Here is a 24137-nt window from a genome sequence, read left to right as displayed (position 1 = left end):
CCGATCAGCCTTCTGGCTGGGACGTGTGCTGTTCCAGCTCGTCGCCCTTCAGCGTCACGACATGCAGCAGGTTGGTCGCGCCGGCCATGCCGAAGGGCACGCCCGCCAGCACGATCAACTTGCTGTCCTTGCTGCCCAGGCCGTGGCGCAGCGCCATGCGCTTGCCCTTGGCGATCATCTCCTCGAAACTGCCGATATCCTTGGTCGCCACCGGATGCGCGCCCCACAGCAGCGCCACGCGGCGCGCCACCGTCATGGAGGGGGTCAGCACCATCACCGGCACGGATGGCCGTTCGCGCGCCACGCGGCGGGCGGAGACGCCGGTGCTGGTGAACACCGCAATGGCGCCGATGCTGACCGTGTCGGCGATGGTCATGCAGGCATGGGCCAGCGCGTCGGCGGTGGTGGGATCGGGCGGAGTGTCGAGCAGGCGCACCCGCTGGCGATAGCCGTCGTCGCGTTCCACCTGCCGGGCGATGGCATCCATCATCAGCACGGCTTCTTCCGGCCACTGCCCGGCGGCGGTCTCGGCGCTCAGCATAACGCAATCGGCGCCGTCATAGACCGCGTTGGCCACGTCCGACACCTCCGCGCGGGTCGGCGCGGGACTTTCGATCATGCTTTCCAGCATCTGCGTCGCCACGATCACCGGCTTGCCCAGCAGGCGGGTGGCGTTCACGATCTTCTTCTGCAGCGGCGGAACCTCTTCCGGGTTCAGCTCCACACCCAGGTCGCCGCGCGCGACCATCACGCCGTCCGACAGCTCGATGATCTCGGCCAGGCGCTTGATCGCCTGCGGCTTCTCAATCTTGGCGCACAGCGCGCCGCGGCCGCCCATCAGCTTGCGCGCTTCGGCCAGATCTTCCGGCCGCTGCACGAAGCTGAGGCCGATCCAGTCGGCATTCTGTTCCATGGCGAAGGCCAGGTCGCGCCGGTCCTTTTCGGTCAGGGCGGGGATCGGGATTTCCGCATCGGGCACGTTCACGCCCTTGCGATCGGAGATGACGCCGCCGACCTCGGCGGTGCAGGTGATCGCCTGATCGGTGGCCTCCACCACCCGCAGTCGGATCTTGCCGTCATTGATCAGCAGCCGCTGGCCAGGCGACATCAGGCCGAAGAGTTCGGGATGCGGCAGCTGCACGCGGGTTGCGTCACCCGGCGCGGGGTCGCGATCCAGCACGAAGCGGCCGCCATGCGGGATCAGCGCGCGCCCTTCGGCAAAGGCGCCGACTCGCAGCTTGGGCCCCTGCAGGTCGCACAGGATGGTCAGCGGGCGGTGCAGTTCCTTCTCCAGCGCGCGGATCGCAGCGATGGAGGCGGCGTGGGTTTCGTGATCGCCATGCGACAGGTTCACGCGGAACGCATCGGCGCCGGCGCGCACCAGGCGGCGCAGCATGTCGGGATCGCGGCTGGCCGGTCCGATCGTGGCGAGGATCTTGACCTTGCGAGCGCGGGGGCCAAGCTTGCTGGGATTGGGGGTCGTCGTCATGGACCAAGGCTATGGCAATGAAACACGACAACACAAGGACGAAGCTTGTAATGGTCAATACTGAGGTCGCGGACGAGCTGGACGCCCTGCCCGATGCCGTCGCCGCCGCCGCTTTCCGCCGGTTGGTGCGCCATCTGCAGCACCGCACCGATGCGCAGAACATCGACCTGATGGGTCTGTCCGGCTTCTGCCGCAACTGCCTGGCCGACTGGATTCGCGACGGGGGCTATCCGGGCGACAAGGAGGCCGCCCGGACGCTGATCCACGGCATGCCGTCGGCCGAGTGGAAGGAACGGCACACCACCCCCGCAACGCCGGAGCAGCTGGCGCGGATGGATGCGAGCGTGGCGCTGAACGCGGGCGAGCACTGAGCGGGCCTAACCCCCTTCACCGGCAGGCACTTGCTGGCTATCAGCCGCGCCTTCCCGCGAATCTGTTCATGCCATCTTACCGGAGTGTTCCCCCATGGCCGAAACCACCGACGACCGCCTGCGCCTGCTGATCGAGCGGGTGGAGCGCCTGGAGGAAGAGAAAAAGGGCATCAGCGACGACATCCGCGACGTCTATGCCGAAGCGAAGGCCGTGGGCTACGACGCCAAGATCATGCGCCAGATCGTGCGGCTGCGGAAGATGAAGCCCGATGACCGCCGCGAAATGGAAATGGTGCTGGACACCTACAAGACGGCCCTGGGCCTGGGCTGAAGCCGGATCGGAACGCTTGGCGCGCGGCATTGGTTTGAAAGGGCAACGATCCTTTTCCCGCCACGGAGCCGCCGCCATGAGCACACCCCAGCCGCCCGTCACCGACCAGGCCTATATCAACCCTATCCCCGAAGAGCCGGGCATGCCGGGGCACGAGAGTGACCTGCATCCCAAGCCCCAGTTCATGCCCCGCTTCGCCGGCTCCGGCCGGTTGCGGGGCAAGGTGGCGATCGTCACCGGCGGTGATTCGGGCATCGGCCGGGCGGTGGCCATCCTGTTCGCGCGGGAGGGTGCCAACGTCGCCATCGCCTATCTCAACGAGCATGACGACGCCCACCACACGGAAGCCTTGTGCAAGGCCGAGGGGGCGGAGGTCATGCTGTCGGCCGGCGATCTGGGCGATCAGCGTCATGCCAGCGGCTTCGTCCGCGCGGTGATCGACCGCTGGGGCCGGCTGGACGTGCTGGTCAACAATGCCGGGGAACAGCACCCCGACAAGGACATCACCGACATCACGCCGGAACAGCTGCAGCGCACGTTCCAGACCAACATCTTTTCCATGTTCTACATGGTACAGGCCGCCCGCCCCCACTTGAAGAGCGGCGCGACGGTCGTGAACTGCACCAGCGTCACCATGTACCAGGGCAGCGCCGGCCTGCTGGACTATTCCAGCACCAAGGGCGCGATCACCGCGTTTACCCGATCGCTGTCGGAGAACTTGGTGAGCGAAGGCATCCGCGTGAACGCCGTGGCGCCCGGCCCGATCTGGACCCCACTGAATCCGTCCGGCGGTGCCCCGGCGGAGAAGATCCCGACCTTTGGCCAGAACACGCCGATGGGCCGGGCCGGCCAGCCGAACGAGGTAGCGCCGGCCTTCCTGTTCCTGGCGTGCGAGGATTCCAGCTACATGTCGGGACAGGTGCTGCACCCCAATGGCGGGAGCGTGATCAATGGCTAGTCCCTGGGCCACCGGTAGCGGCCGGGACGAGCGCGACGAAGGCGGCGGCGGCAGCCAGTCAGGCATGATCGTCACCACCACGCCCACCGTCGAAGGGCGCCCGGTGCGCGACTATCTGGGCGTGGTCACCGGGGAGGCGATCATCGGCGCCAACATGTTTCGCGACCTGTTCGCCAGCATCCGCGACATCGTGGGCGGGCGGGCGGGCTCCTACGAACGGGTGCTGAAGGATGCGCGGGAGCAGGCGATCGCCGAGTTGCAGGAGGAAGCCCGGCGGCTGGGCGCCAATGCGGTGGTCGGCGTGGACCTTGATTATGAGGTGATCGGCGATACGGGCTCCATGCTGATGGTCAGCGCCAGCGGTACCGCCGTCAGACTCTGAACCTGCCTACCTACTTCAGGAGCCGACAATGATGCGCCTTATCCCTGCCCTGTGCGCGGCGGTCGCGCTGGTACTGCCCGCCACCGCACACGCCTGGGGGCCCACCGGGCACAGGGTCGCGGCCGAACTGGCGGACCGGTTCATCTGCGGGCAGACCCGGCTGGAGATCCGCGACCTGCTGGGCACCGAAACCCTGCCCGATGCTGCCAACTGGCCCGATTACATGCGCCTGTCGCCGGACCCGTACTGGCACGACCGGACCTTCCCCTGGCATTTCGTGACCATCCCCGACGGGCAGAGCTACGCGCAAGTCGGTGCGCCGGCGGAAGGCGATGCCGTCGCGGCCCTGGCACAGTCCCGCGCGACGGTGCTGGACCAATCCGCTCCGCTGGAGGATCGCCGCGCCGCCTTGCGCATGATCGTGCATTTCGTGGGCGACCTGAACCAGCCGCTGCATGCCGGCAATGCGACGGACAGGGGCGGCAATGACGTGATCGTCACCACCCGCGACGGAGAGGTGAACCTCCACGCATTGTGGGACAGCGTGCTGATCGACCAGGAGCAGATGTCCTACTCCGAATGGGCCGATTTCCTGGAACGCACCATCACCAGCGAGCAGGCCATCGCCTGGTCCGGCACCGATCCGGTTGCCTGGGCGGACGAGTCGCGTGGCCTGCATGGCCAGATCTATCCGGCAGAAACCCCGGCCACCGGGCAGCGGGCGATCGACAGCGCCTACATCTTCCGCGCGCGCCCGCTGGTGCATCAGCAGCTGACCAAGGCGGGCCTGCGCCTCGCCAGCTATCTCGACGCGACTTTCGGCCATTGCGCGGGCGGCAAGTGATCGCCGGCATGCCGCGACCGGGCCACCGGTTGCCCTCCCGCGCCTGTCAGGTGTAAGGGCCTGCGCTTCGGGGCCCTGTCAGGGGCGCCCGCCAAGCATCAAACCGGGGATCCCATGGCCGGCCATTCCAAGTTCAAGAACATCATGCACCGCAAGGGCGCGCAGGACAAAAAGCGCTCTGCCCAGTTCTCCAAGCTCAGCCGCGAAATCACCGTGGCAGCGAAGTCGGGCATGCCCGATCCAGACATGAACCCGCGCCTGCGCCTGGCGGTGAACAACGCCAAGGCGGTGTCCATGCCCAAGGACAACATCCAGCGGGCGATCGACAAGGCCGCCGCCGCCGGGGGCGAGGACTACGAGGAGATCCGCTACGAAGGCTATGGCCCGGGCGGCGTCGCCATCATTGTCGAGGCGCTGACCGACAATCGCAACCGCACCGCCACCAATGTGCGCACCGCCTTCAGCAAGAATGGCGGCAACCTGGCCGCATCGGGCGCCGTGGCCCATGGGTTCGAGCGCAAGGGCCTGATCGAGTACCCGGCAGGCGCCGGTGGCGAGGAGCAGGTGCTCGAAGCCGCGATCGAGGCGGGCGCCGACGATGTGGAAAGCAGCGAGGACGGCCACACGATCTGGACCGCAATGGAATCGCTGCACGAAGTGGCCGGGGCGCTGGAAAAGGCGCTGGGCGAGCCGGAAAGCGTCAAGCTGGCGTGGAAGCCCGGGCTCAGCGTCGATGTGGCGGAAGACGATGCCGGCACGCTGATGAAGCTGATCGACGCGCTGGAGGAGGACGATGACGTCCAGACCGTGTGGGGCAATTACGAAATCTCCGACGAGGTGATGGAGACCCTGTCGTAAATTGCCGCTGATCCTGGGCCTCGACCCGTCGCTGTCCTGCACCGGCTGGGGGCTGGTGCGCTGCGAGGGGTCGCGCCTCAGCCATGTGGCGAACGGTCAGGTGCCCAGCAGGACGGGCACCCCGCTGGCCGAGCGGCTGGCCGCGCTCCATGCCGCGATCGCTGCCGTGATCGCGCAGCACGGGCCCGACCGCGCCGCGGTGGAAGAGGTGTTCGTGAACAAGAACGGGCAATCCACCATCAAGCTGGCGCAGGCGCGCGGCGTGGTGCTGGCCGCTTGCGGCGCGGCCGCCCTGCCCGTCACCGAACATGCGGCCCGCAGCGTCAAGCAGGCGGTGGTCGGCACCGGCGCGGCGGAAAAGGCGCAGGTGCAGGCGATGCTGCGCGTGCTGTTGCCCGGCGCGGCCATTGCCGGCGCTGACGCGGCCGACGCGCTGGCCGTGGCCATCACGGCGGCACAGCTGCCGCCGCGATGGTAAGCTCAGCCGCGGCGTTGCGTCAGGAAGAAGCGCATCATCTCGCGTGAGGCTTCGGGTCCGCTCGGGTCGGTGTAGGAGCCGGCCGCATCACCGCCGGACCAGGCATGGCCGGAACCCTCGATCGTCCACTGCTCGATCAGCTCCGCGCCGGCCGGATTGGTGCTCACCTTGCGGGTAAAGCGGCGGCCCGACGGGCTGCGCCCCTCCACCACGGTGACATCCAGCGGCACACCCGCGGCGGCGGAGGCGGCGGCGATGATCTGCTGGCTGTTCACCTCGCTGACGGTGTTGTCGCGATCACCATGGAAGGTGATGACCGGGACGAAGCGCCCGCCGGTCCGCGCCGTTCCGCCGCGCTTCATCGCCATCATGGCGCTGGGCAGATCCTGCGCCGCGCCGCAGGCGAGGCCGGAATGGATGCCGACCGCCGCGAACAGGTCGGGGTACTCGGCCGCCATGATCGCCGCCGCCGCTCCGCCGGCGGACAGGCCGGCGACATAGACACGCGCAGGGTCGATCCCGTGCTCGGCAATCACGGCGCGCGTGATGCCCGCCAGCAGGGCCGGCTCGCCCCGGTCGCGCTGCTGGTCGCCGGGCTTGAACCAGTTCCAGCATTTCTGCGCATTGGCGCTCTGGCTCTGGCGAGGATAGGCGACAAGGAAGCCCAGCTCGTCCGCCAGGGCGTTCATGCCGGTCCCGCGGGCGAAGTCCTCCGGCGACTGCGTGCAACCGTGCAGCATGACCACCAGCGGCATGCCGGGTGCGGCTTCGACCGGGCGGTACAAGCTGTAGCTGATCGTGCCTTCTTGCCCCCGGTAGGTCAGTTCTTCGAAGCTGCCATGTCCCGTGGCGCCGCCACTTGCGGAGCTTGCCGCGGAGGTGGGCCTTGCGCGCCAGACGCCGCCGTCCGACACAAGGTCGATCAGTCCGCTTGCCACGCCACGGGGCGGCGGGCTGGCGGATGAGTCGCCTGCGGCTGGCCTGCCCTGCAGCACCGCGGTCGCCTCCATCAGCTTGCCTGAACGGGTGAGGCGCAGCGCCTCTGCCATCGAAGAGTTCATCTCGGTGTCCTTGGATGCGGTCACTGCAGGCGATCGGCCAGCGCGGCCTTGACGGCAGCGCTGGCGTGGAACGCCCCCAGGACGGTAAGAGATGCGATCGCCGCGCGGGCGAGCTCGGGAGAAACGTCGGGGTCAATGGTGGCGAGCCCCAGCACCCGGATGTCGAGCGCCTCGCCCGCATCGCGAACGGCTTCCAGCTGCGCGCGAGTGAAATGGCTGATGCCGAGGTCCAGCTGCTTGCGCGTGGTGGACTTCTCCGCCGCCTCGCGATGCCGTTCCAGCTGGTTGCGGACGGCGGTGCGGATGAAATCGGAGCGGTTCGAGTAGAACCCGTCCCGCACCAGCAGATCGACATGCCCCAGATCGACATAGCCGAGATTTATCGTGATCTTTTCGCTGTCAGCCTTGGGCCGAAGCTCCTGCACTGTTCCCATCCGATCATCCTTACCATCCGTCTGGATGGTATGTGGATGGCTAGGGAGGTGGTTACAAGGTGCGTGTTCGCAGGTGCAGCAATTATGTTCGCGGGCGCCAATCAGGCGGCGGCCCGCACCAGCTTATTTGTTGCGGAAGTTTTCCAGACCCCGCACCGTGCCGGGCTTCTGCGTCGGCTCGGACGCGTTGACCTTCGGCTTTTCCGCCTTGGGCTTGCGGACTTCACGATTCGATTTCTTCTGACCTTTAGCCAAGACCTGTCTCCTGCACCGTGATGATCGTTCTGGTACTCGGCGCCTGCACCCTCAGGCGACGGTCGCCCGCGCCGCGCGCGCCTGCAGTATGGCGACTGCCTCGCGGCAATGCGCCTCGCTGCGATAGCCGCCCGCTTCGACCAGCACGGTCCCGTCCGGATCAGACAGGCGCCAGCGCCAGTCGCCACCGGAGAACTGGGTGGAGGTCAGGCTGACGGACTCGACCCGGAAGATCGCGAAATGGTTCTGCCGTGCTTCCGCAATCTCGATGGGGAGGAGATCGTTGGACGCGTAGCCAAGGCCGCTCTGCGCCAGGAAGTGCCGGTCCGCGGAGGATGACGCGCGGGTCACATTGGTGTCAAAACCCATCTCAGACCTCCCCGGAAGGTGTCGCGGACAGGCGGCCGATGGCTGCCTCCACGCTGGCGAAGCCTGTGGCGCTGGAGGTCGCGAGATCCAGCGGGCGGGTACCGAGTTCGGCATTGTCGGTGTTAAGAAAGCTGATCGCGCCCTCCCGGCCCAGCCGTTGGAATGCCAGGCGGGTGATGTCGCCCTGCCGGCGTGCATCATCGGCCCCCAGGCGCGGGGCGTCTGCCCGACGGAAGCGCACGGGCCCGCGGCGCGGGGCGGCGGCCGCAGGGGAATCGAGGGTTTCGGAGGGTTCGCTCATGACGCACAGCCTTGCTGGCGCAGCGCGCTGCCCGCGAGCGTCTCCCAGGCGGATGCCGCCCCGGCACCAAGCCCGCGCTGCATGCAGCCGATCCGGGCCGCGACTTGCGACGCATTGATCTGGCACGCGTTGCGCCCGGTGCGAGCGGCGGACTCGCCGGCCCTGATCAGCAGAAGCTGATGGTCGAAATATAGCTGGTTCAGGTCCATGTGGGCTCCTCGACGTAAGCGGGAGCACGACGTGTCTCTCAGCCGCAGGCGCCTACACGAGCGTTTACCTGCGATGGCTTTTATATAGCATTGATCAGGGTCGATTGTAAGCGGCTGGCCGGTGCCCGCACCGATTGTCCGGCGGCGACGGAGGACGTCTGCTTCAGGCGTTCACGTCGGCGTAGTGGCTGGCCCCCGGCACGCCTTCCATCTTCTCCAGCAGCAATGGCCGGAAGCTGGGGCGGCTCTTGATCACGCGGTACCAGCCATGCGCGCCGTCATGCCCGGACCAGTCCAGCCCGCCGAGATAATCGGCGACGGACAGCTGCGCGGCGGCGGCGAAGTCGGCCAGGCTGAGCTGCGCGCCCGCCAGCCAGCGGCGCGTGTCGACCAGCCAGTCGATATAATCGAGATGTTCGTGCGCCGCGCGCATGGCCTGGCGCAATGCCTGGGAATCGCATGGCTGGCGCAGCACGATCCGCTTGGTCATCTTCTCGTGCAGCAGCGGATGGACGACATCGGCGAACAGCACCTCGTCGAACAGCGCCACCAGCCGGCGGATCTCCGCCCGGGCGGCGGCGGTGCCCAGGATCAGCGGGCTGCGCTCCACCGTCTCCTCGAAATACTCGCAGATTGCCTGGCTGTCGGCCAGCGCCAGGTTCTTCTCCTCCAGCCACAGCGCGGGGGTCCGCCGGGCATGGTTCACATGGCCGAACAGGTCCGACGGATCCCACGGATGTTCCCGCACGATCTCGTAAGCGACGCCCTTCTCGCTCAAGGCCAGGCGGACCTTGCGGCTGAAGGGGCACAGGGGAAAGGCAAACAGCTGCCACATAGGCGCCGCTCCTGCCATGAAGTGCGGCGCGGCGCCAGCATCTTGGCCGAACATGGCGGTGCTTGCCTGTGTCGATGCGGGCCGTTACCGGCACCCGCGCCATGACTGCCTACAAATCCGGTGACCCCACCACGCTGAACCGCCTTTACGGCCGATCCAAGGGCAAGGCGCTACGCGACCGGCAGCAGCAGCTGGTGGAAACGCTGCTGCCCCGGCTGGCGGTGCCGGCGGAAGGGCCGGTGACGGCGGAGGCGCTGTTCGGCAGCGACGGCCCGCTGCATTTCGAGATCGGCTTCGGCGCGGGCGAGCACATGGCCTATCGCGCCGACCTGCTGCCCGATCATCGCTTCATCGGGGCGGAGCCGTTCCTGAACGGCGTCGCCGCCGCACTGGGCCATGTGGAGGACGGCGCGCTGGCCAATGTGCGGCTGCATCATGGCGATGCGCTGGAGGTGCTGGCGCGCATCCCCGATGGCGCGCTGTCCTTCGCCTATCTGCTGCATCCCGACCCGTGGCCCAAGGCGCGCCATGCCAAGCGGCGGATGATGAATGACGGCCCGCTGGACCTGATCGCCGCCAAGCTGCGGCCGGGCGGCGAGTTCCGCTTCGGCACCGATCACCCGGTCTATCTGCGCCATGCGCTGATGGTGATGCGGCGGCACTGGCACCAGTTCGAATGGCTGGCGGAAGGCCCGCAGAGCTTCCAGCAGCGCCCCGGCGGCTGGTGCGAAACCCGCTACGAAGCCAAGGCGAGGCTGCAGGGGCACGAAGTCTGGTACTTCCGCTACCGCCGCAAGTAGTGCGGGATCAGGCGGTTGCCACCCAGCCGCGCCATGTGAAGGCCGCATAGAACAGCTCGACATCGCTGAAGCCCGCCTCGCGCAAGCAGGCCTCGTCATCCGCCGGCTCCATCGCCGGCAAGGTGGCGCTGACAGCGGCGCGCGCCTGTTCGGCCACCTCGGGATCGACACCAGAAGCGACGGCATAGGCGGCGTAGCGGTCCAGCCAGCGGGAACGGGCGGGCTCGTCCTGCGGGAAGCTGGCATGGACCACGACCAGCGGCGCACCGGGGCGCAGCCGGTCATGCATCTGGCGCAGTGTGGCGGTGCGCTCCTCCCGCTGGAGGAAGTGCAGCGTCAGCAGGCAGGTGGCGGCATCGAACGGACCGGCCGGGGCCGCCTCGATCGTACCTTCCACCAGCTCCGCGCGATCGGCATCCGCGCCCATTGTGCGACGGGCGAGATCCAGCATCGGCGCGGCGGGGTCGACGCCGGTGAAGCGCCAGCCGGGCTGTGCCTGCGCCAGGGCGGTCAGCTCCAGCCCCCCGCCAGCACCCAGCACCAGCACATGCGCCTGCGGCCCTGCCCGCTCGGCCAGCAGGATCACGGTCATGCGGTGCATCGCCTCGAACCCCGGCGCGAACCGACGCGGACCGTCCGGGTGGTCGGCGATGCGTTCGGGATCCTGGAAGGAGGCGATGAACGGGTTCTCAGTCACCGGGCATATCCTTCCATGCGGGGGCCTGTTCGAAATCGCGCGCCGTGAACGGCCGGTCGGTGAACAGGTAGCCATAATAGAAATTCCGCAAGCGCTCGTGAAAGGCGCGGATGCGGTCCTGGTAGTCGAGCTGCGCGGTCAGGTCGGTATCAGCCAGCCGGGTCAGCAGCGCCTGCACGCCGACCGGTGGCAGCACCCAGCCAAGCGCCCGGGCCGCGGCGTCGCGTCCTTCCAGCCCGGCGCGGTAGGCCTGCACCTGCGGCGCGACGCTCTCGTCCCCGTTCTGGTGGAAGGCGAGGTACCATTTGTAATGGAACTCCGGCCCCAGCGGCGCGGAGCCGGCCCATTCGGGATGGTTGGCGTAGAACCGGTCCATCGTGTCCTGCCGGGGAATGTCCCAGGCGCCGTTGACGGCCTCCCGCTGGGCCAGCGCGATCTCCGCCCCCTGCGCCACCGGAACGGCGCGGTTGATCACGACATGCGCCAGCGTCGGTACGATCAGTACCAGCACCAGCCACAAGCCGGCCAGCGAGGCGGCATTGGCCGTCGAACTCCATCGCAGCCGCCCGATCAGCGCCGCCAAGCCGATCCAGAACAGCAGATACGCGCCGATCAGCAGCAGGACGGTTCCGATCATACCCGCGCCGGCACCCTCCAGGATGGCGGCAATGGCGAAGGGCACGCCCAGGATGGTCCACAGCAATACGAGGCGCAGCAGCCTGCGCCGCCGCCACAGCGCTGCACCGCCATGGGGCAACGCCTCCAGCGTGCGCTGCCGCCCCGCCTCCCGCTCTGCCGAGACAAGATCGTGGAACAGGGCGATGACGAACAGGGGCGCCAGGAACACCAGCACAAAGGCCCAGTCGAACCGGCCGGGCAGCGCCAGTTCGGGGTTGAAGGTGTCGCCATCATAGATCTGCGCCTCCAGCCCCAGCGACCGGACGCGCAGGATGAAGGGCGCCACATCGCGCATGCCCAGCGCGGCGAATGCCAGCGGCCCCGGCGCATCCCAGGTGGGATGGAAGGAGTAATAGGCCGCGCTGCCGGCATCCTCCGTCCGCAGCACGTAATCGGCGACCGCGCCGATATCCTCCGCCTGCGCGGCCGGAACCGCGGCGATGGCGGCACGCTGGCGATCGACCTCCGCCATGCCGGTAACAAGGGCGGCGACGGTCAGCACCGCCAGCAGCGCCAGCGCGATCATCGTCAGCCGCTGGCGCAGCAGCAGGCGGACTTCGTGCAGCAGCAGGCTCATCGACGGTCTCCCAGCCGGCGGGTGGCGAAGGCGAGCAGCAGGGCGGCGACGCCCAGCCAGCCGGCGACGATCAGCAGGCCGGGCATGGCTGCGCGGACCAGGGTGTCGCCATCGGGCGCATCGAACCGGAAATCGGGCATGGCATCCCAATTGCCCGCATCCACCCGCTTGCGGCGGTCGGCCCCGGGATCGACCGCGACGTCGTCCGCATAGGCCACCCCTTCGGCCTGCAGCCGGTTCAGCCGCTGCACCAGCGTGTAGCGGTAGGCCTCGGCCTGTTCCAGGAAGCGCCGATGACCGGCGAAATCGGTGCCCGCCGCCGCCATGGACAGGTCGCGGATGGCGATGGCGGGGCTGAGGATGCCGGCCGTCCGTACCAGATCGTTCTGCCGCTCCTGCGCGGCATAGCTGGCACCCGCATAGCGGTCGAACAGCTCGCTGGTCATGCGTTCACCCTCCAGCGCCATCACGCCCTTGTAGTTCACGGGCAGATCCTCGACCCGGCTCACGCCGTATCGGTCCAGCACGCTTTGCTTGAATTCGGCAAAATGCGGGTCGCCGGGATTGTGGCTGTCGCCCATCTGCCTGAGGTCGCGGCCGATCGCGACATCGGTCTGCAGCCGGTTCTGCAGCGGCACGGCCGCGCCCGCCATGTCGGGCACGATGCGGGGCAGCAGCACCACGGTGATCGCCCACAGCGCCACCAGAGCCAGCAGCGCATCACGGCTGCGACGCACCAGCGCGGATACCGCCAGGACCAGCACCACCCACAGCGCCAGATAGGCGAGATACCCGGTCGCGATGGTCAGCATCGGCAGGGCCAGCGCACCCGGCTGCCCGGCGATCAGTGCGAAGCCGATCATCGCCGGCAATCCCGCCAGCACCGCCACCGCGCCCAGCGCCAGCAGCTTGCCGCGCACCACCTGCCCCCGGCTGGCGCCCCCCAGCATCAGCAGGCGCAGCGTGCCGCGCTCGCTCTCCCGCGCCAGTGCGCCATAGCCTAGGAAGACCAGCAGCAACGGCGCGACCACCTGCAGCACGAAGGCGGGCGTCAGCTGGCCGAAGCGGACCAGGAGCGAACTTTGCCGCACATCGCCGAAATTGGCGGTGTTCTGCCGGTGCCCTTCCAGGAACATGCTGTTGCCGGTGAAGCTGTCCACCCCCGGGTCGAACGCCGCCAGCGGCCCCAGCGGACGGAAGATGAAGTGCCCGTAATGCACCACGCGATGCGGATGGCGGTCGGGCTGCGCATCGAACGCCTCCTCCGCCGCCGCGGCATGGCGGGCGCGCAGATCGGCACTGGTGCGCTGGTGCGCCCAGCTGCTGGCGACGGCCACCAGGGTCAGCAGCACCAGCAGCACGAAGGCGATCACCGCCACGCGGTTGCGCGCCATCAGGCGCAGCTCGTCCCGCGCGATCAGGCGGACCCGGCTCATGCCGCCACCTGCCGCCCGCCGGTCTGGAAGCGGGCATGCAGCGCGCGCACGTCGAACCGGTCAGGGCCGCTGGCGGCGACATCATGTGCCACCCGGCCAGCTTCCAGGAAGGCGATCCGGTCGGCCACGTCAGCGGCGGAAAGCAGGTCATGCGTCACCATCAGCACGGCGGCTCCCCGGGCGCGCACCGCGCCGACCAGCAGGTTGAAGTCGGCAGTGGCGCGCGGGTCCAGACCCGATGTCGGTTCATCCAGCAGCAGCACCGGCACCCGGCGCAGCAGCGCGACGGCGATGGCGACCTTCTGCCGCATCCCCTTGGAAAAACCGCCCAGCCGCTGATCCCAGGCGCTTTCCTGCAAGCCGGCCGCCGCCAGCGCATCGCCAACGGCATCGCGGCCATGCCGTTCGCCCGACAGGGCCAGCAGATATTGCGCATTCTCCACCGCGGTCAGATGTTCGTACAGCGCGACGTTTTCGGGGAGATAGGCGATCTGCCGTCGTGCCACGTCGGGGCGGGCACCGGGATCGATCCCGTTCACCGCAATGGTCCCGCTTTCCGCCCGCACGAAGCCCAGCAACGCGGCCAGCGTGCTGGACTTGCCCGCGCCATTCCCGCCCAGCAACGCTGTGATGCTGCCCGCCGGCACGCTGAGCGACATGCCGTCCAGCACCCGGTTTGCGCCATAGGCGAGTTGCAGGTTCTCGATCAGGATCGGCGCGGCGGGTTCGGTCATGACGGCTCTCTGTTACAGGGCGCGGGCGCGCATCTGACGGAAAACGGGATATGTTGCAACATCTATACGGCGCCAGCAGGAGGGCGGAGTACAGCTGAAAAAGCGCCTGCGGAGATCCGGAGCAGCACCATCGCTCGCGTCTACAGCGGCTGTCGGTTGCCCCTCTATCTGCAAGCCCGTTCGTTTCGTTCCCGCGCATGGTCCCAAGAAAAACTTCCTTCCACACCCGCGACCCGGTCATCACACAGGCTCAAACAACCGGTTTGGTAGACAATGGACCTTAGCGCTCTCGATTTCTCGACCCTGCTGCCTTTCATCGCGGTCGGCTTTGCCGCCCAGATCGTGGATGGCGCGCTCGGCATGGCGTTTGGCGTGATCTCTTCCACGCTGCTGATCAGCGTGCTGGGCGTGCCGCCGGCCACGGCATCTGCCGGCACGCATATCGTGGAAACCTTCACCACGGGCGTGTCGGGCATCAGCCATGCCCTGCACCGCAACATCAACTGGAAGCTGTTCGGCCGGCTGCTGATCCCCGGTGTGATCGGCGGCGCACTGGGCGCCTATGTGCTGACCTCGCTCGACGCGTCTGTCACCCGACCGTTCATCATGGCCTATCTGACGGCGATCGGCCTGTATCTGCTGTACCGCGGGCTGGGTTTCCCGCTGAAGCCCAAGGAGCCACGCATCGTGGAGCCGCTGGGGCTGGCGGGCGGGTTCCTGGATGCGGCGGGCGGCGGCGGCTGGGGCCCGGTGGTCACGTCCAACCTGCTGATCCAGGGATCGCCGCCGCGCACCACGATCGGCACGGTCAATGCGACCGAATTCTTCCTGACCGTCACGATCTCGGCCAGCTTCCTGTTCCACCTGGGCACCGAAGGCTTCGATGCTGCCTTCCTGAACCCGGTGGCCGGCCTGCTGATCGGCGGGGTCGTGGCGGCACCGTTCGGCGCCTTGGTGGCGAAGCGCGTGCCGGCCAAGAAGCTGATGGTGCTGGTGGGCATCATCCTGACGCTCACCAGCGCATATGGCGTCTACAGCGCGCTCACTGCCTGAGCGCGCTGTAGCAGGGCATCAGCCCACCACGCCGGCGGCGGACAGGACCGCCAGGGTCAGCACATCAGGGGCGATGGCCGTCATCGGGGCGATCTGCACCGGCTTCTCCATGCCCACCAGCACCGGGCCGATCGTGGCATTGCCGCCCAGTTCACGCAGCAGCTTGGCCGACAGGTTGGCCGATTGCAGGCCCGGCATGATCAGCACGTTGGCCGGGCCGGACAGGCGGCTGAACGGGTATTGCGCCATGACCTTCGGGTTCAGCGCGGCATCGGGTGCCATTTCGCCTTCATATTCGAAGCCGGGCTGTTCCTTGTCGAGGATGTGCACCGCATCCCGGATGCTTTCCAGCCACTTGCCCGACGGATTGCCGAAGGTGGAATAGGACAGGAAGGCCACGCGCGGCTCATGGCCCATGCGCCGGGCGAAGGCGGCCGTTTCCGTCGCGATATGCGCCAGCTGCACGGCATCGGGGCGTTCGTTGATGGTGGTGTCGGCCAGGAACACGGTGGTGTTCTTGCCGATCATCGCATGAACGCCGAAAGGCAGGTGCCCGGGCTTTGCATCCAGCACCAGCTGCACTTCGCGAATGGTCTGCGCGAAAGGTCGGGTGGTGCCGGTGATCATGGCATCGCCCACGCCCAGCGCCACCAGGGCGGAGGCGAAGACGTTGCGGTCCTGGTTCACCAGTCGGCGCACATCCCGTTCGGTGTAGCCGCGGCGCTGCAGCCGGGCATAGAGATGCTCCACCATGGCGGGCACGTGGATGGAGGTGTTGCTGTTCTCGATCTCGAACTGGTCGGGATAGGCGACGCCCAGCTCCACCAGCTTGTCGCGCACCGCCTGCGTGCGACCGACCAGCACCGGCGTACCATAGCCGAAGTCGCGGAACTGGATGGCGGCGCGCAGCACGACCTCCTCCTCGGCCTCCGCGAAGATCACCCGCTTGGGGTTCTTCTGCGCATCCTCGTACACCTTGGTCAGGATGGAGGTGGTGGGGTTCAGCCGCGCCTTCAACGAGTGCTTGTACGCTTCCAGATCGGCGATCGGGGCCTTGGCCACGCCGCTGTCCATCGCCGCCTTGGCGACGGCCGCGCTGACCGTTTCCATCAGGCGTGGATCGAACGGCGCGGGGATGATGTATTCCGTGCCGAAGCGATGATTGCGGCCATAGGCGGCGGCGACCTCCTCCGGCACCTGGTCGCGCGCCAGGGCGGCGATCGCTTCGGCCGCGGCGATCTTCATCTCTTCATTGATGGTGGTCGCCTGCACGTCCAGCGCGCCGCGGAAGATGAAGGGGAACCCCAGCACGTTGTTGACCTGGTTGGGATAGTCCGACCGGCCGGTGGCGATGATCGCATCGGGGCGCACGGCCTTGGCGGCTTCCGGCCGGATCTCCGGTTCCGGATTGGCCATGGCGAAGATGATCGGCTTGGGCGCCATCCTGGCCACCCATTCGGCCTTCAGCGCGCCGGCGGCGGACAGACCCAGGAAGATGTCGGCGCCGTCCAGCGCCTCCTCCAGCGTACGGGCTTCTGTGTCGATCGCGTGCGCGCTCTTCCACTGGTCCATCGACTGCGTGCGACCGCGATAGATCACGCCATCGAGGTCGAGCATGGTGACATTCTCGTGCCGCACGCCCATCGCCTTGATCAGCGCGGCACAGGCGATGGCGGCGGCGCCGGCGCCGTTCACCACCATCTTCACGTCCTTCAGCTCGCGCCCGGTCAGGTAGCAGGCGTTCAGCAGGCCGGCGGTGGCGATGATGGCGGTGCCGTGCTGGTCATCGTGCATCACCGGGATCTTCATCCGCTCGCGCAGGGCCTGCTCGATGATGAAACATTCGGGCGCCTTGATGTCTTCCAGGTTGATGCCGCCAAAGGTCGGCTCCATCAGGGCGACGGCGTTGATGAAGGCCTCCGGATCCTCGGTATCCAGCTCTATATCGATCGCATCCACGTCGGCGAAGCGCTTGAACAGCACGGCCTTGCCTTCCATCACCGGCTTGCTGGCGAGCGCGCCCAGATTGCCCAGCCCCAGGATCGCCGTGCCATTGGAGATCACCGCCACCAGATTGGACCGGGCGGTGTACAGCGCGGCGCAGGCCGGATCGGCCGCGATCGCCTCCACCGGGACGGCGACGCCGGGGGAGTAGGCGAGCGACAGGTCGCGCTGCGTCGCCATCGGCTTGCTGGCGATGATCTCGATCTTGCCCGGCCGGATCGTGGAATGGTAGAACAGCGCCTCGCGCGCGGTGAAGCTGTTATTGGTGTTGTCGGGCAAGGCAGTTCTCCATTCGCCCGAGGTCCGTAGCGTGCCCGCCCGCCCGGGGAAAGGGTGCTGAGGCCCGGATCCTATTCCTCCAGCTCCACATCCCAGTACAACCAGTCGCGCCAGGTTTCGTGCAGGTGGCCGGGCGGGAAGGATCGACCATGCTGCTGCAGCTGCCAGCTGGTGGGTCGGTGAGGGCGCATCCGCAGCGCCATGCCGGCCTGCGCCGGCGTGCGGCCGCCCTTCTTCATGTTGCACGGGGCACAGGCGGTGCTGATATTCTCCCACGTCGTGCGCCCGCCCAGCCGGCGCGGCACCACATGGTCGAAGGTCAGGTGTTTGGAGCTGCCGCAATATTGGCAGGCAAACCGGTCGCGCAGGAACAGGTTGAACCGAGTGAACGCAGGAAATTCCGACGGCTTCACGAATTGCCGCAGCGCGATGACGCTGGGGATCTTCATGTCCAGCGAAGGGGAATGCACCTGCCGGTCGTAAGAGGCGACGATGTCCACCCGTTCCAGGAACACCGCCTTGATCGCGGTCTGCCACGGCCACAGGCTGAGCGGGTAATAGGATAGCGGCGTGTAATCCGCGTTCAGCACCAGCGCCGGGCAGCTTTCCAGCGCACGCGGCGGGCTGTCCGGCGGCGTGCGGGACGCATGGGTGCGGTCGATCAGTTCAGCCTTGAACACGAGACGGTGTCCTCCCTGATGGCTTGAAAGGACCATTTGCGCCGCAAAGCGTCAAGGGTGTTACACACCGTCAATCCACAAAGGTGTGAACAGTTTATCCACAGGCTGGACCGGGGAAATACCGGCCCGGCCCGGCCTGCATTGCCGCTTGTGCGGCCAAAGTGCGCCGCTTATAGGCGCGCCAGCCTGCACGGCCGGGGCACGGGATCAGGCGGGGCCATGTCGCGGGCACGCCCTTCTCCCCGGTCGGCAGTGGCATGCAGCTGGCATGCCGGCAGGCTGGGCGGAGTGCACGCGAATGGCCTCGATATCGGGCGACGACATCGACATTCTTGCCAAGGCCAAGCGCGCCTTGGACCGGGACTATGCGCCCGGTGATCACGAAGAATACATGTCGCCGCAGCAGCTGAACTATTTCCGCGTCCTGCTGCTGGAATGGAAGCGGTCGATCCTGAGCGCGTCCGAAAACACGCTGCAATCCCTGCAGGATGGTCCCATGCGCGAAGCGGACCTGACCGACCGCGCCAGCAGCGAGACGGACTGGGGCATCGAACTGCGCACGCGCGACCGGCAACGCAAGCTGATCGCCAAGATCGATTCCGCCCTGCGCCGGATCGACGATGGCGAATATGGCTGGTGCGAGGTGACGGGGGAACCGATCGGCATCAACCGGCTGATCGCACGCCCGATCGCCACCATGACGGTCGAAGCGCAACAGGCACATGAACGACGCGAGAAGATCAGCCGCGACGATTGATCCGCGCCCCCTCTTTATTTGCCCAGAAAAGGCACAATATCGGTTGTTCTGTCCAATCCGCACGCCCCCCGGATGGTGCTTTGAGCAAAGGTTAACTATATCCCTGCCAAGAATGCGCGGGAGGCGCACGGAAACGTCGGGGATGAACGGGGGCAGGCTCAGCCCGGCCTGGCTTCCATGATGGGCGCGCACGGGAGCATGTAACGGTATGACCAACGTCGACACACGCCAGGTACAGCGCGACAGCATGTTCCTGCTCGCCCGCCTTCGCGTGGAGGAAGAGGGCAGCGAACACCAGGTCCGCGTGCGCAACCTTTCCGCCGGTGGCATGATGGCGGAAGGTCAGGTCGATGTTGTGCGCGGCACCGCCATCAGTGTGGAATTGCGCACCCTGGGCTGGGTGCGCGGCACGGTCGCCTGGCGGCAGGACGGCCGTTTCGGCATTGCCTTCGCGCAGGAGATCGACCCCACGGTGGTGCGCGTGCCCGTGGGCAGCAAGACAGCCGAGCTGGAGAGCCCCCGTTACACCCGCACGCCCGCGCCCGTCACGCCCACGATCGACCCCAACAAGCTGCGCCGCGTCTGACGCGCGGGGCCGGTCTGGTGCCCGTCTGCCGGTGTCGCGTGGTTGAACCGGGTGCGACGCCCGCTTAAGCGGTACCGCATGGCGCTTGCCCTCCCCTGCCTGCCCGCATTGCTGATGGCGCTGACCCTGCCGCTGCTGTCCGCATGCGGCGGGCCTGCGGAAGGCGCGCTGGACATCGCCTTCGTGGATGGCAGCGCAGCGATCGGCAGCGACGAACCGCCAACCGATCTGCGGCTGACCTCCGCCGCATCACACATGCGCGCCGCCACGGAAACGGGGCTGGTGACGCTGAATGCGGCGGGCGAGGTCGTGCCTGCCTTGGCCGATCGCTGGATCGTGACGGAAGACGGGCTGTCCTTCATCTTCCGCCTGCGCGACGGGCAATGGCCGGATGGCAGCGACCTGACCGCCGAAAGCGTGCGCCGGCGCCTGCGCAGCGCGATGCGCCGTCTCGACGGGAGCGCGCTGGGCCTCGACCTGGCGCCGGTGGCGGAGGTGCGCGCCATGGCGGGGCGGGTGATCGAGATCCGGCTGGCCGCGCCAATGCCCTATCTGCTGCACCTGCTGGCCCAGCCCGAACTGGTGCTGGTGCATGATGGCGGCGGCACCGGCGACATGCTGCTGGAGCAGCAGGGCCGCGCCGCCGTGCTGGTGATGCGCCCGCCGGCCGCGCGCGGCCTGCCCGAACAGGCCGACTGGACGGAGCATGTCCGCCCCCTGCTGCTGCGCCCGCTGACCATCCGGCAGGCACTGGCCGAATTCGACGAAGGCTCGGTCGACCTGGTGCTGGGCGCGGGCCTTGCCGAATGGCCGCTGGCGAATACCGGCCCGTTGTCGCGCGGCACCGTGCGGCTGGACCCGGTGCTGGGCCTGTTCGGTCTGCATGTGCGCCGGGCCGAAGGGCTGCTGGCGACGGAAACCGGGCGCGAGGCGCTGGCGCTGGCGATCGATCGCGCTGCCCTGATCGCACCGTTGGGCATCGGTGGCTGGACACCCACCACCCGCATGGTCGCGCCCGATCTGCCGGGCGATCCGGGCCTGGTGGGCGAACGCTGGGCCGGCGCCTCCATCGAACAGCGGCAGGCCGCCGCGGCCCTTCGGGTCGCCCGGTGGAGCGCAGCCAATGGCGGGCAGCCCCCGCGCCTGACCCTGGCCCTGGCGCGGGCCCCGGGGCTGGACCGGCTGTTCGACACGCTGGCCCGGCAACTGGCTGCCGCGGGCATCCGGCTGGAACGGGTATCGCCGGATGACCGGGCGGCCGACCTGATGGTGATGGACCGCATTGCCCGCTTCGCGGCGCCGGAATGGTTCCTGCATCAGTTCGACTGCCGCGTGCAGCGCACGGGCGGGATGTGCGTCTCCGCCGCGGACGAGCTGGTGGCACAGGCCCAGACGGCCCTGGACAGCGACACGCGCAACCGGCGGCTCGCCGAAGCGGAGCAGGTGCTGGCGGCCGCGAATATCTACATTCCCTTCGGCCATCCGATCCGCTGGGCCCAGGTGCGCAGCACCATTACCGGCTTCACGCCCAATGCCTGGGCCTTCCACCCCTTGCCGCCGCTGGCGCAGATAAGCAGATAGGGAACATGGAACCCCAACGCCCCCGCCCGATGCCCCGCCCGAATGTTCTGGGCGGACGCGACCCGCAGGCGGTGCGCGCCCGGGTGGAGGCGCTGGAGCACCTGCTGGAACGCGCCTTCACCGTGCCCGGCATCAACCGGCCGATCGGCCTGGACGCGATCATCGGGCTGGTGCCGGTGGCGGGTGACCTGGTCGCGGCCGCGATGGGGTCGTACCTGATCTGGGAAGGGCGCAATCTGGGGATGTCCCGCTGGCAGCTGGGGCGCATGGCCGGCAATCTGGCGGTGGACACCGTGGTCGGTGCCGTGCCGGTGGCAGGCGACCTGTTCGACTGGATGTTCCGGTCCAACACCCGCAACCTGCGCATCATCCGCCGGCACCTCGACAAGCATCACCCGATCATCGAACAGCGCTGACCCTTTCGCAGAGGCGTGCGAGCCTGTAGCGGCACGCGATGGCCGATACCCCCACCCCCATGATGGCCCAGTACCTCGCCCTGAAGGCGGAGGCCGGCGATTGCCTGCTGTTCTATCGCATGGGCGACTTCTTCGAACTGTTCTTCGACGATGCGCGCATCGCGGCGCAGGTGCTGGACATCGCGCTGACCACGCGCGGCGAACATGATGGCGCGCCGATCCCCATGTGCGGCGTGCCGGTCCATTCGGCCGAAAGCTACCTTGCCCGGCTGATCCGCGCGGGCAACCGGGTGGCGATCGCGGAACAGGTCGAAACGCCGGAGGAGGCGAAGAAGCGCGGCGGATCGAAGGCGCTGGTGGCAAGGGCGATCATCCGCTTCGTCACCGCCGGCACGCTGACGGAAGAATCCCTGCTGGAGCCGCGCCGGGCCAACCTGCTGCTCGCGCTGGCGCCGATGCGGGACCGTGTGGGGCTGGCCGGGATCGACATCTCGACCGGTCGCATGGAGCTGGAGGAATGCGCCGCCGGCGACCTGCCGGCCACGCTCGCCCGCCTGGCGCCCAGCGAGATCCTGGTGGCCGAGGGGATGGAAGATGCCCCTGTCGGCAGTATCGCCCGGCCGCGCACCAGCTTCACGAGCGAAACCGGGGAGCGGCTGCTGTGCACGGCGCATGGGGTGGCGACGCTGGACGGCTGGGGCAGCTTCACCCGCCCAATGCTGGCCGCCGCGGGTGGCCTGATGGCCTATCTCGACCATGTCGGGCGCGGCACGCTGCCGCTGCTGCTGCCGCCGGTCGCGCGGGCGGCCGCGGGTACGCTGTTCATGGATGCGGCGACGCGCGCTTCGCTGGAGCTGACAGAGGCACAGGGTGGAGGTCGGGCTGGATCGCTGCTCGCCACGCTGGACCGCTGCGTCACCGGCGCCGGCGCGCGGCTGCTGTGCGATGATCTGTCCGCCCCGCTGGCGCAGCGGCCGGGGATCGAGGCGCGGCTGGATCTGGTGCACTGGTTCCATGCCGATCCGCTGATCCGCGCCGACCTGCGCGTCGCGCTGCGGTCGCTGCCCGATATCGGCCGGGCGCTGGGCCGCATCGTCGCCGGGCGCGGCTCTCCGCGCGATCTGGGTCAGTTGCGCGATGGCCTGTGCGAATCCGCCTGGATTGCCGGGCTGCTGAGCCCACGCCCGGACCATCCGGTGCTGCTGCGGCAATTGCTGCCGGCGCTGGGCGGGCATGATGCGCTGACCGACCTGCTGGCGCGCGCGCTGGTGGCCACGCCGCCGACGGAGCGCGGCAGCGGCGGCTTCATCGCGCCGGGCTACGACATCGCGCTGGATGCCCTGCGCGACACATCGGGCGATGCCCGCCGCGCGATCGCCGCGCTGGAGGCCCGCTACCGCGAGGAGACCGGCATCGGCGCGCTGAAGATCCGTCACAATGGTGTGCTCGGCTACTTCATCGAAGTGCCGGCCCGGCATGGCGAGGTACTGCTGCACGGCGAAGGCGGCTTCACGCACCGGCAGACCACCGCCAATGCCATGCGCTTCAACTCGCTGACCCTGCACGAGGAAGCCAGCCGCATCGCGGAAGCCGGCGGTCGCGCGCTGGCGGCGGAGGAGGCGCATTTCGAGGAGCTGATCGAACGCGCCACGGCCGCGCGCGAGGCGATTGCCGCCACCGCGGCCGCCCTCGCCCGGATCGACGTCGCCGCCGGTCTGGCCGAGCGCGCGGCGGAAGGCGGCTGGGCGCGGCCGACGCTGGCGGACGAGCCGTGCCTGGCGATCATCGGCGGCCGGCACCCGGTGGTGGAGGACGCTCTGGCCAAGGCGGGGGAGCGGTTCGTCGCCAATGATTGCCAGCTGGTGCCCGATGACCGGCTGTGGCTGATCGGCGGGCCGAACATGGGCGGCAAGTCCACCTTCCTGCGGCAGAATGCGCTGATCGCGGTGCTGGCCCATACCGGCAGCTTCGTGCCTGCATCCTCCGCCCGCATCGGCCTGATCGACCGCCTGTTCAGCCGGGTGGGCGCGGCCGACAATCTGGCGCGCGGCCGGTCGACCTTCATGGTGGAAATGGTGGAGACCGCCGCCATCCTGGCGCAGGCGACCGAGCGCAGCTTCGTGATCCTGGACGAGGTCGGGCGCGGCACATCGACCTATGACGGGCTGGCCCTGGCCTGGGCGGTCGCCGAAGCGATCCATGCGACCAATCGCAGCCGCTGCCTGTTCGCCACGCACTACCATGAACTCGCGCGGCTGGCCGAAAGTTGCGAGGCGCTGAGCCTGCATCATGTGCGCGCGCGCGAATGGAAGGGCGATCTGGTGCTGCTGCACGAGGTCGCGCAGGGCGCGGCGGACCGCTCCTACGGCATCGCCGTGGCCCGGCTGGCGGGCGTTCCCGCACCGGTCCTGAAACGGGCCAAGGGCGTGCTGGCGCGGCTGGAGAAAGGCCGCGCGGAAACCGGTGGTCTGGCGGCGGGCCTGGGTGAACTGCCCCTGTTCGCAGCGGCGCTGGAGGCGGCGGAGGAACGGTCGGATACCCTGCGCGAACGGCTGACCGGGCTCGACATCGACACCCTGTCCCCGCGAGACGCGCTGGATCTGCTATACGAATTGCGGCGCCTGGCGGGCGAGTAGCCTCCCTATGGACTGATATTCCTCAATTGCCGGGCAATGCGCGTCACC

The 24137-nt window shown here is 68.3% G+C and carries 27 protein-coding genes and 2 pseudogenes; 15 read left to right on the top strand and 14 right to left on the bottom strand.

The annotated features are described in order from the left end of the window. Positions 1–4: 4 nt before the first annotated feature. Complete coding sequence (gene pyk / locus D5S08_RS07810) at positions 5–1489, bottom strand: pyruvate kinase (RefSeq protein WP_121117260.1); 1485 nt, start codon at positions 1487–1489, stop codon at positions 5–7. 50 nt (positions 1490–1539) lie between these two features. Here pyk and D5S08_RS07805 point away from each other — a divergent pair, with 50 nt between their 5' ends. The 7 genes from D5S08_RS07805 to ruvC all read left to right on the top strand — a co-directional run bounded on the left by D5S08_RS07805 (position 1540) and on the right by ruvC (position 5711). Beyond that, entirely contained in the window at positions 1540–1860 is a 321-nt protein-coding gene (locus D5S08_RS07805; protein ID WP_121117258.1) for a DUF1244 domain-containing protein, read from the top strand. Positions 1861–1954: 94 nt separating this feature from the next. After that, positions 1955–2191: a DUF2312 domain-containing protein gene (locus D5S08_RS07800; RefSeq protein WP_121117256.1), complete on the top strand. Its 237-nt coding sequence runs from the start codon at positions 1955–1957 to the stop codon at positions 2189–2191. Between the two features lie 76 nt (positions 2192–2267). Further along, positions 2268–3149 carry an SDR family oxidoreductase gene (locus D5S08_RS07795; RefSeq protein WP_121117254.1) on the top strand — a complete coding sequence of 294 codons (882 nt, stop codon included), beginning with the start codon at positions 2268–2270 and terminating at the stop codon, positions 3147–3149. A gap of 64 nt (positions 3150–3213) precedes the next feature. Further along, the gene (locus D5S08_RS07790; protein ID WP_121117641.1) at positions 3214–3531 is read left to right on the top strand and encodes a heavy metal-binding domain-containing protein; all 318 of its coding nucleotides are present in this window, start codon (positions 3214–3216) and stop codon (positions 3529–3531) included. 28 nt (positions 3532–3559) lie between these two features. After that, on the top strand, positions 3560–4375 hold the full coding sequence (locus tag D5S08_RS07785) for a S1/P1 nuclease (protein WP_241557292.1): 816 nt from the start codon (positions 3560–3562) through the stop codon (positions 4373–4375). Positions 4376–4489: 114 nt separating this feature from the next. After that, the gene (locus D5S08_RS07780) at positions 4490–5233 is read left to right on the top strand and encodes a YebC/PmpR family DNA-binding transcriptional regulator (protein WP_121117252.1); all 744 of its coding nucleotides are present in this window, start codon (positions 4490–4492) and stop codon (positions 5231–5233) included. A gap of 1 nt (position 5234) precedes the next feature. After that, entirely contained in the window at positions 5235–5711 is a 477-nt protein-coding gene (gene ruvC, locus D5S08_RS07775) for a crossover junction endodeoxyribonuclease RuvC (RefSeq protein WP_121117250.1), read from the top strand. Between the two features lie 2 nt (positions 5712–5713). Here the strand turns inward: ruvC and D5S08_RS07770 are convergent, their stop codons facing one another. The 6 genes from D5S08_RS07770 to D5S08_RS07750 all read right to left on the bottom strand — a co-directional run bounded on the left by D5S08_RS07770 (position 5714) and on the right by D5S08_RS07750 (position 8340). After that, entirely contained in the window at positions 5714–6772 is a 1059-nt protein-coding gene (locus tag D5S08_RS07770; RefSeq protein ID WP_121117637.1) for an extracellular catalytic domain type 1 short-chain-length polyhydroxyalkanoate depolymerase, read from the bottom strand. A gap of 20 nt (positions 6773–6792) precedes the next feature. Next, positions 6793–7206, bottom strand: a complete 414-nt coding sequence (locus D5S08_RS07765; protein WP_121117248.1) for a CopG family transcriptional regulator — start codon at positions 7204–7206, stop codon at positions 6793–6795. 123 nt (positions 7207–7329) lie between these two features. Further along, a complete protein-coding gene (locus D5S08_RS17330) occupies positions 7330–7461 on the bottom strand; it encodes a hypothetical protein (protein WP_277750406.1) in 132 nt (43 codons plus the stop codon). Positions 7462–7512: 51 nt separating this feature from the next. Then, positions 7513–7830 carry a DUF1508 domain-containing protein gene (locus D5S08_RS07760; protein ID WP_162301941.1) on the bottom strand — a complete coding sequence of 106 codons (318 nt, stop codon included), beginning with the start codon at positions 7828–7830 and terminating at the stop codon, positions 7513–7515. Position 7831: 1 nt separating this feature from the next. Then, the gene (locus D5S08_RS07755; RefSeq protein ID WP_121117244.1) at positions 7832–8131 is read right to left on the bottom strand and encodes an antitoxin Xre/MbcA/ParS toxin-binding domain-containing protein; all 300 of its coding nucleotides are present in this window, start codon (positions 8129–8131) and stop codon (positions 7832–7834) included. After that, complete coding sequence (locus D5S08_RS07750; protein ID WP_121117242.1) at positions 8128–8340, bottom strand: hypothetical protein; 213 nt, start codon at positions 8338–8340, stop codon at positions 8128–8130. Before D5S08_RS07750 ends, D5S08_RS07755 begins: the two co-directional genes overlap by 4 nt. Positions 8341–8461: 121 nt before the next feature. On the opposite strand from D5S08_RS07750, the pseudogene D5S08_RS17470 reads away from it, so the two are divergent. Further along, a pseudogene (locus D5S08_RS17470) lies at positions 8462–8581 on the top strand (hypothetical protein); the annotation flags it as partial. Positions 8582–8953: 372 nt separating this feature from the next. On the opposite strand, the pseudogene D5S08_RS17465 reads toward D5S08_RS17470, so the two are convergent. Continuing rightward, a pseudogene (locus D5S08_RS17465) lies at positions 8954–9175 on the bottom strand (glutathione S-transferase N-terminal domain-containing protein); the annotation flags it as partial. A 101-nt stretch (positions 9176–9276) separates the two neighbouring features. Between D5S08_RS17465 and trmB the strand changes: the two are divergent. Then, complete coding sequence (gene trmB, locus D5S08_RS07740; protein ID WP_121117635.1) at positions 9277–9975, top strand: tRNA (guanine(46)-N(7))-methyltransferase TrmB; 699 nt, start codon at positions 9277–9279, stop codon at positions 9973–9975. A gap of 7 nt (positions 9976–9982) precedes the next feature. On the opposite strand, the gene D5S08_RS07735 is transcribed toward trmB, so the two are convergent. The 4 genes from D5S08_RS07735 to D5S08_RS07720 are packed head-to-tail and all read right to left on the bottom strand — an operon-like array spanning position 9983 to position 14097. After that, positions 9983–10672, bottom strand: a complete 690-nt coding sequence (locus D5S08_RS07735) for a class I SAM-dependent methyltransferase (protein ID WP_241557291.1) — start codon at positions 10670–10672, stop codon at positions 9983–9985. Further along, positions 10665–11927 carry a DUF3526 domain-containing protein gene (locus D5S08_RS07730; protein WP_121117236.1) on the bottom strand — a complete coding sequence of 421 codons (1263 nt, stop codon included), beginning with the start codon at positions 11925–11927 and terminating at the stop codon, positions 10665–10667. Before D5S08_RS07730 ends, D5S08_RS07735 begins: the two co-directional genes overlap by 8 nt. Next, positions 11924–13363, bottom strand: coding sequence for an ABC transporter permease (locus tag D5S08_RS07725; RefSeq protein ID WP_121117234.1), 1440 nt, complete (start codon positions 13361–13363; stop codon positions 11924–11926). The genes D5S08_RS07730 and D5S08_RS07725 overlap by 4 nt, the downstream gene beginning before the upstream one ends. Next, the gene (locus tag D5S08_RS07720) at positions 13360–14097 is read right to left on the bottom strand and encodes an ABC transporter ATP-binding protein (RefSeq protein WP_121117231.1); all 738 of its coding nucleotides are present in this window, start codon (positions 14095–14097) and stop codon (positions 13360–13362) included. Before D5S08_RS07720 ends, D5S08_RS07725 begins: the two co-directional genes overlap by 4 nt. Before the next feature lie 273 nt (positions 14098–14370). On the opposite strand from D5S08_RS07720, the gene D5S08_RS07715 reads away from it, so the two are divergent. Next, a complete protein-coding gene (locus tag D5S08_RS07715) occupies positions 14371–15150 on the top strand; it encodes a sulfite exporter TauE/SafE family protein (RefSeq protein WP_121117229.1) in 780 nt (259 codons plus the stop codon). A gap of 18 nt (positions 15151–15168) precedes the next feature. Here the strand turns inward: D5S08_RS07715 and D5S08_RS07710 are convergent, their stop codons facing one another. Together D5S08_RS07710 and D5S08_RS07705 are read right to left on the bottom strand one after the other, a co-directional pair. Then, positions 15169–17433: an NADP-dependent malic enzyme gene (locus D5S08_RS07710; RefSeq protein ID WP_121117227.1), complete on the bottom strand. Its 2265-nt coding sequence runs from the start codon at positions 17431–17433 to the stop codon at positions 15169–15171. 71 nt (positions 17434–17504) lie between these two features. Next, positions 17505–18113: an HNH endonuclease gene (locus D5S08_RS07705; protein WP_241557290.1), complete on the bottom strand. Its 609-nt coding sequence runs from the start codon at positions 18111–18113 to the stop codon at positions 17505–17507. A 298-nt stretch (positions 18114–18411) separates the two neighbouring features. Here D5S08_RS07705 and dksA point away from each other — a divergent pair, with 298 nt between their 5' ends. The 5 genes from dksA (at position 18412) to mutS (ending at position 24089) form a co-directional block, all read left to right on the top strand. Beyond that, on the top strand, positions 18412–18870 hold the full coding sequence (gene dksA, locus D5S08_RS07700; protein WP_121117223.1) for an RNA polymerase-binding protein DksA: 459 nt from the start codon (positions 18412–18414) through the stop codon (positions 18868–18870). Between the two features lie 208 nt (positions 18871–19078). After that, entirely contained in the window at positions 19079–19456 is a 378-nt protein-coding gene (locus tag D5S08_RS07695) for a PilZ domain-containing protein (RefSeq protein ID WP_121117221.1), read from the top strand. Between the two features lie 78 nt (positions 19457–19534). Further along, a complete protein-coding gene (locus D5S08_RS07690) occupies positions 19535–21037 on the top strand; it encodes an ABC transporter substrate-binding protein (protein ID WP_121117219.1) in 1503 nt (500 codons plus the stop codon). Positions 21038–21042: 5 nt separating this feature from the next. Further along, the gene (locus tag D5S08_RS07685; RefSeq protein ID WP_121117217.1) at positions 21043–21453 is read left to right on the top strand and encodes a DUF4112 domain-containing protein; all 411 of its coding nucleotides are present in this window, start codon (positions 21043–21045) and stop codon (positions 21451–21453) included. A 38-nt stretch (positions 21454–21491) separates the two neighbouring features. Next, complete coding sequence (gene mutS, locus D5S08_RS07680; protein ID WP_241557289.1) at positions 21492–24089, top strand: DNA mismatch repair protein MutS; 2598 nt, start codon at positions 21492–21494, stop codon at positions 24087–24089. Positions 24090–24137: the final 48 nt, after the last annotated feature.

It is taken from the genome of Croceibacterium ferulae, assembly GCF_003660445.1.
GTDB lineage: Bacteria > Pseudomonadota > Alphaproteobacteria > Sphingomonadales > Sphingomonadaceae > Croceibacterium > Croceibacterium ferulae.
Note: the sequence above shows the minus strand (reverse complement) of the source record. Positions and strands in the feature narration are given on the sequence as shown.

Coding starts and splice junctions, on each gene's coding strand:
- D5S08_RS07800 (WP_121117256.1), top strand. CDS start 1,955: ATGGCCGAAACCACCGACGACCGCCTGCGCCTGCTGATCGAGCGGGTG.
- D5S08_RS07695 (WP_121117221.1), top strand. CDS start 19,079: ATGACCAACGTCGACACACGCCAGGTACAGCGCGACAGCATGTTCCTG.
- D5S08_RS07760 (WP_162301941.1), bottom strand. CDS start 7,830: ATGGGTTTTGACACCAATGTGACCCGCGCGTCATCCTCCGCGGACCGG.
- D5S08_RS07720 (WP_121117231.1), bottom strand. CDS start 14,097: ATGACCGAACCCGCCGCGCCGATCCTGATCGAGAACCTGCAACTCGCC.
- D5S08_RS07805 (WP_121117258.1), top strand. CDS start 1,540: ATGGTCAATACTGAGGTCGCGGACGAGCTGGACGCCCTGCCCGATGCC.
- D5S08_RS07750 (WP_121117242.1), bottom strand. CDS start 8,340: ATGGACCTGAACCAGCTATATTTCGACCATCAGCTTCTGCTGATCAGG.
- D5S08_RS07765 (WP_121117248.1), bottom strand. CDS start 7,206: ATGGGAACAGTGCAGGAGCTTCGGCCCAAGGCTGACAGCGAAAAGATC.
- D5S08_RS07690 (WP_121117219.1), top strand. CDS start 19,535: ATGGCGCTTGCCCTCCCCTGCCTGCCCGCATTGCTGATGGCGCTGACC.
- D5S08_RS07725 (WP_121117234.1), bottom strand. CDS start 13,363: ATGAGCCGGGTCCGCCTGATCGCGCGGGACGAGCTGCGCCTGATGGCG.
- D5S08_RS07795 (WP_121117254.1), top strand. CDS start 2,268: ATGAGCACACCCCAGCCGCCCGTCACCGACCAGGCCTATATCAACCCT.
- D5S08_RS07770 (WP_121117637.1), bottom strand. CDS start 6,772: ATGAACTCTTCGATGGCAGAGGCGCTGCGCCTCACCCGTTCAGGCAAG.
- D5S08_RS07730 (WP_121117236.1), bottom strand. CDS start 11,927: ATGAGCCTGCTGCTGCACGAAGTCCGCCTGCTGCTGCGCCAGCGGCTG.
- D5S08_RS07715 (WP_121117229.1), top strand. CDS start 14,371: ATGGACCTTAGCGCTCTCGATTTCTCGACCCTGCTGCCTTTCATCGCG.
- D5S08_RS07685 (WP_121117217.1), top strand. CDS start 21,043: ATGGAACCCCAACGCCCCCGCCCGATGCCCCGCCCGAATGTTCTGGGC.
- pyk (WP_121117260.1), bottom strand. CDS start 1,489: ATGACGACGACCCCCAATCCCAGCAAGCTTGGCCCCCGCGCTCGCAAG.
- D5S08_RS07785 (WP_241557292.1), top strand. CDS start 3,560: ATGATGCGCCTTATCCCTGCCCTGTGCGCGGCGGTCGCGCTGGTACTG.
- dksA (WP_121117223.1), top strand. CDS start 18,412: ATGGCCTCGATATCGGGCGACGACATCGACATTCTTGCCAAGGCCAAG.
- D5S08_RS07780 (WP_121117252.1), top strand. CDS start 4,490: ATGGCCGGCCATTCCAAGTTCAAGAACATCATGCACCGCAAGGGCGCG.
- D5S08_RS07790 (WP_121117641.1), top strand. CDS start 3,214: ATGATCGTCACCACCACGCCCACCGTCGAAGGGCGCCCGGTGCGCGAC.
- D5S08_RS07755 (WP_121117244.1), bottom strand. CDS start 8,131: ATGAGCGAACCCTCCGAAACCCTCGATTCCCCTGCGGCCGCCGCCCCG.
- mutS (WP_241557289.1), top strand. CDS start 21,492: ATGGCCGATACCCCCACCCCCATGATGGCCCAGTACCTCGCCCTGAAG.
- trmB (WP_121117635.1), top strand. CDS start 9,277: ATGACTGCCTACAAATCCGGTGACCCCACCACGCTGAACCGCCTTTAC.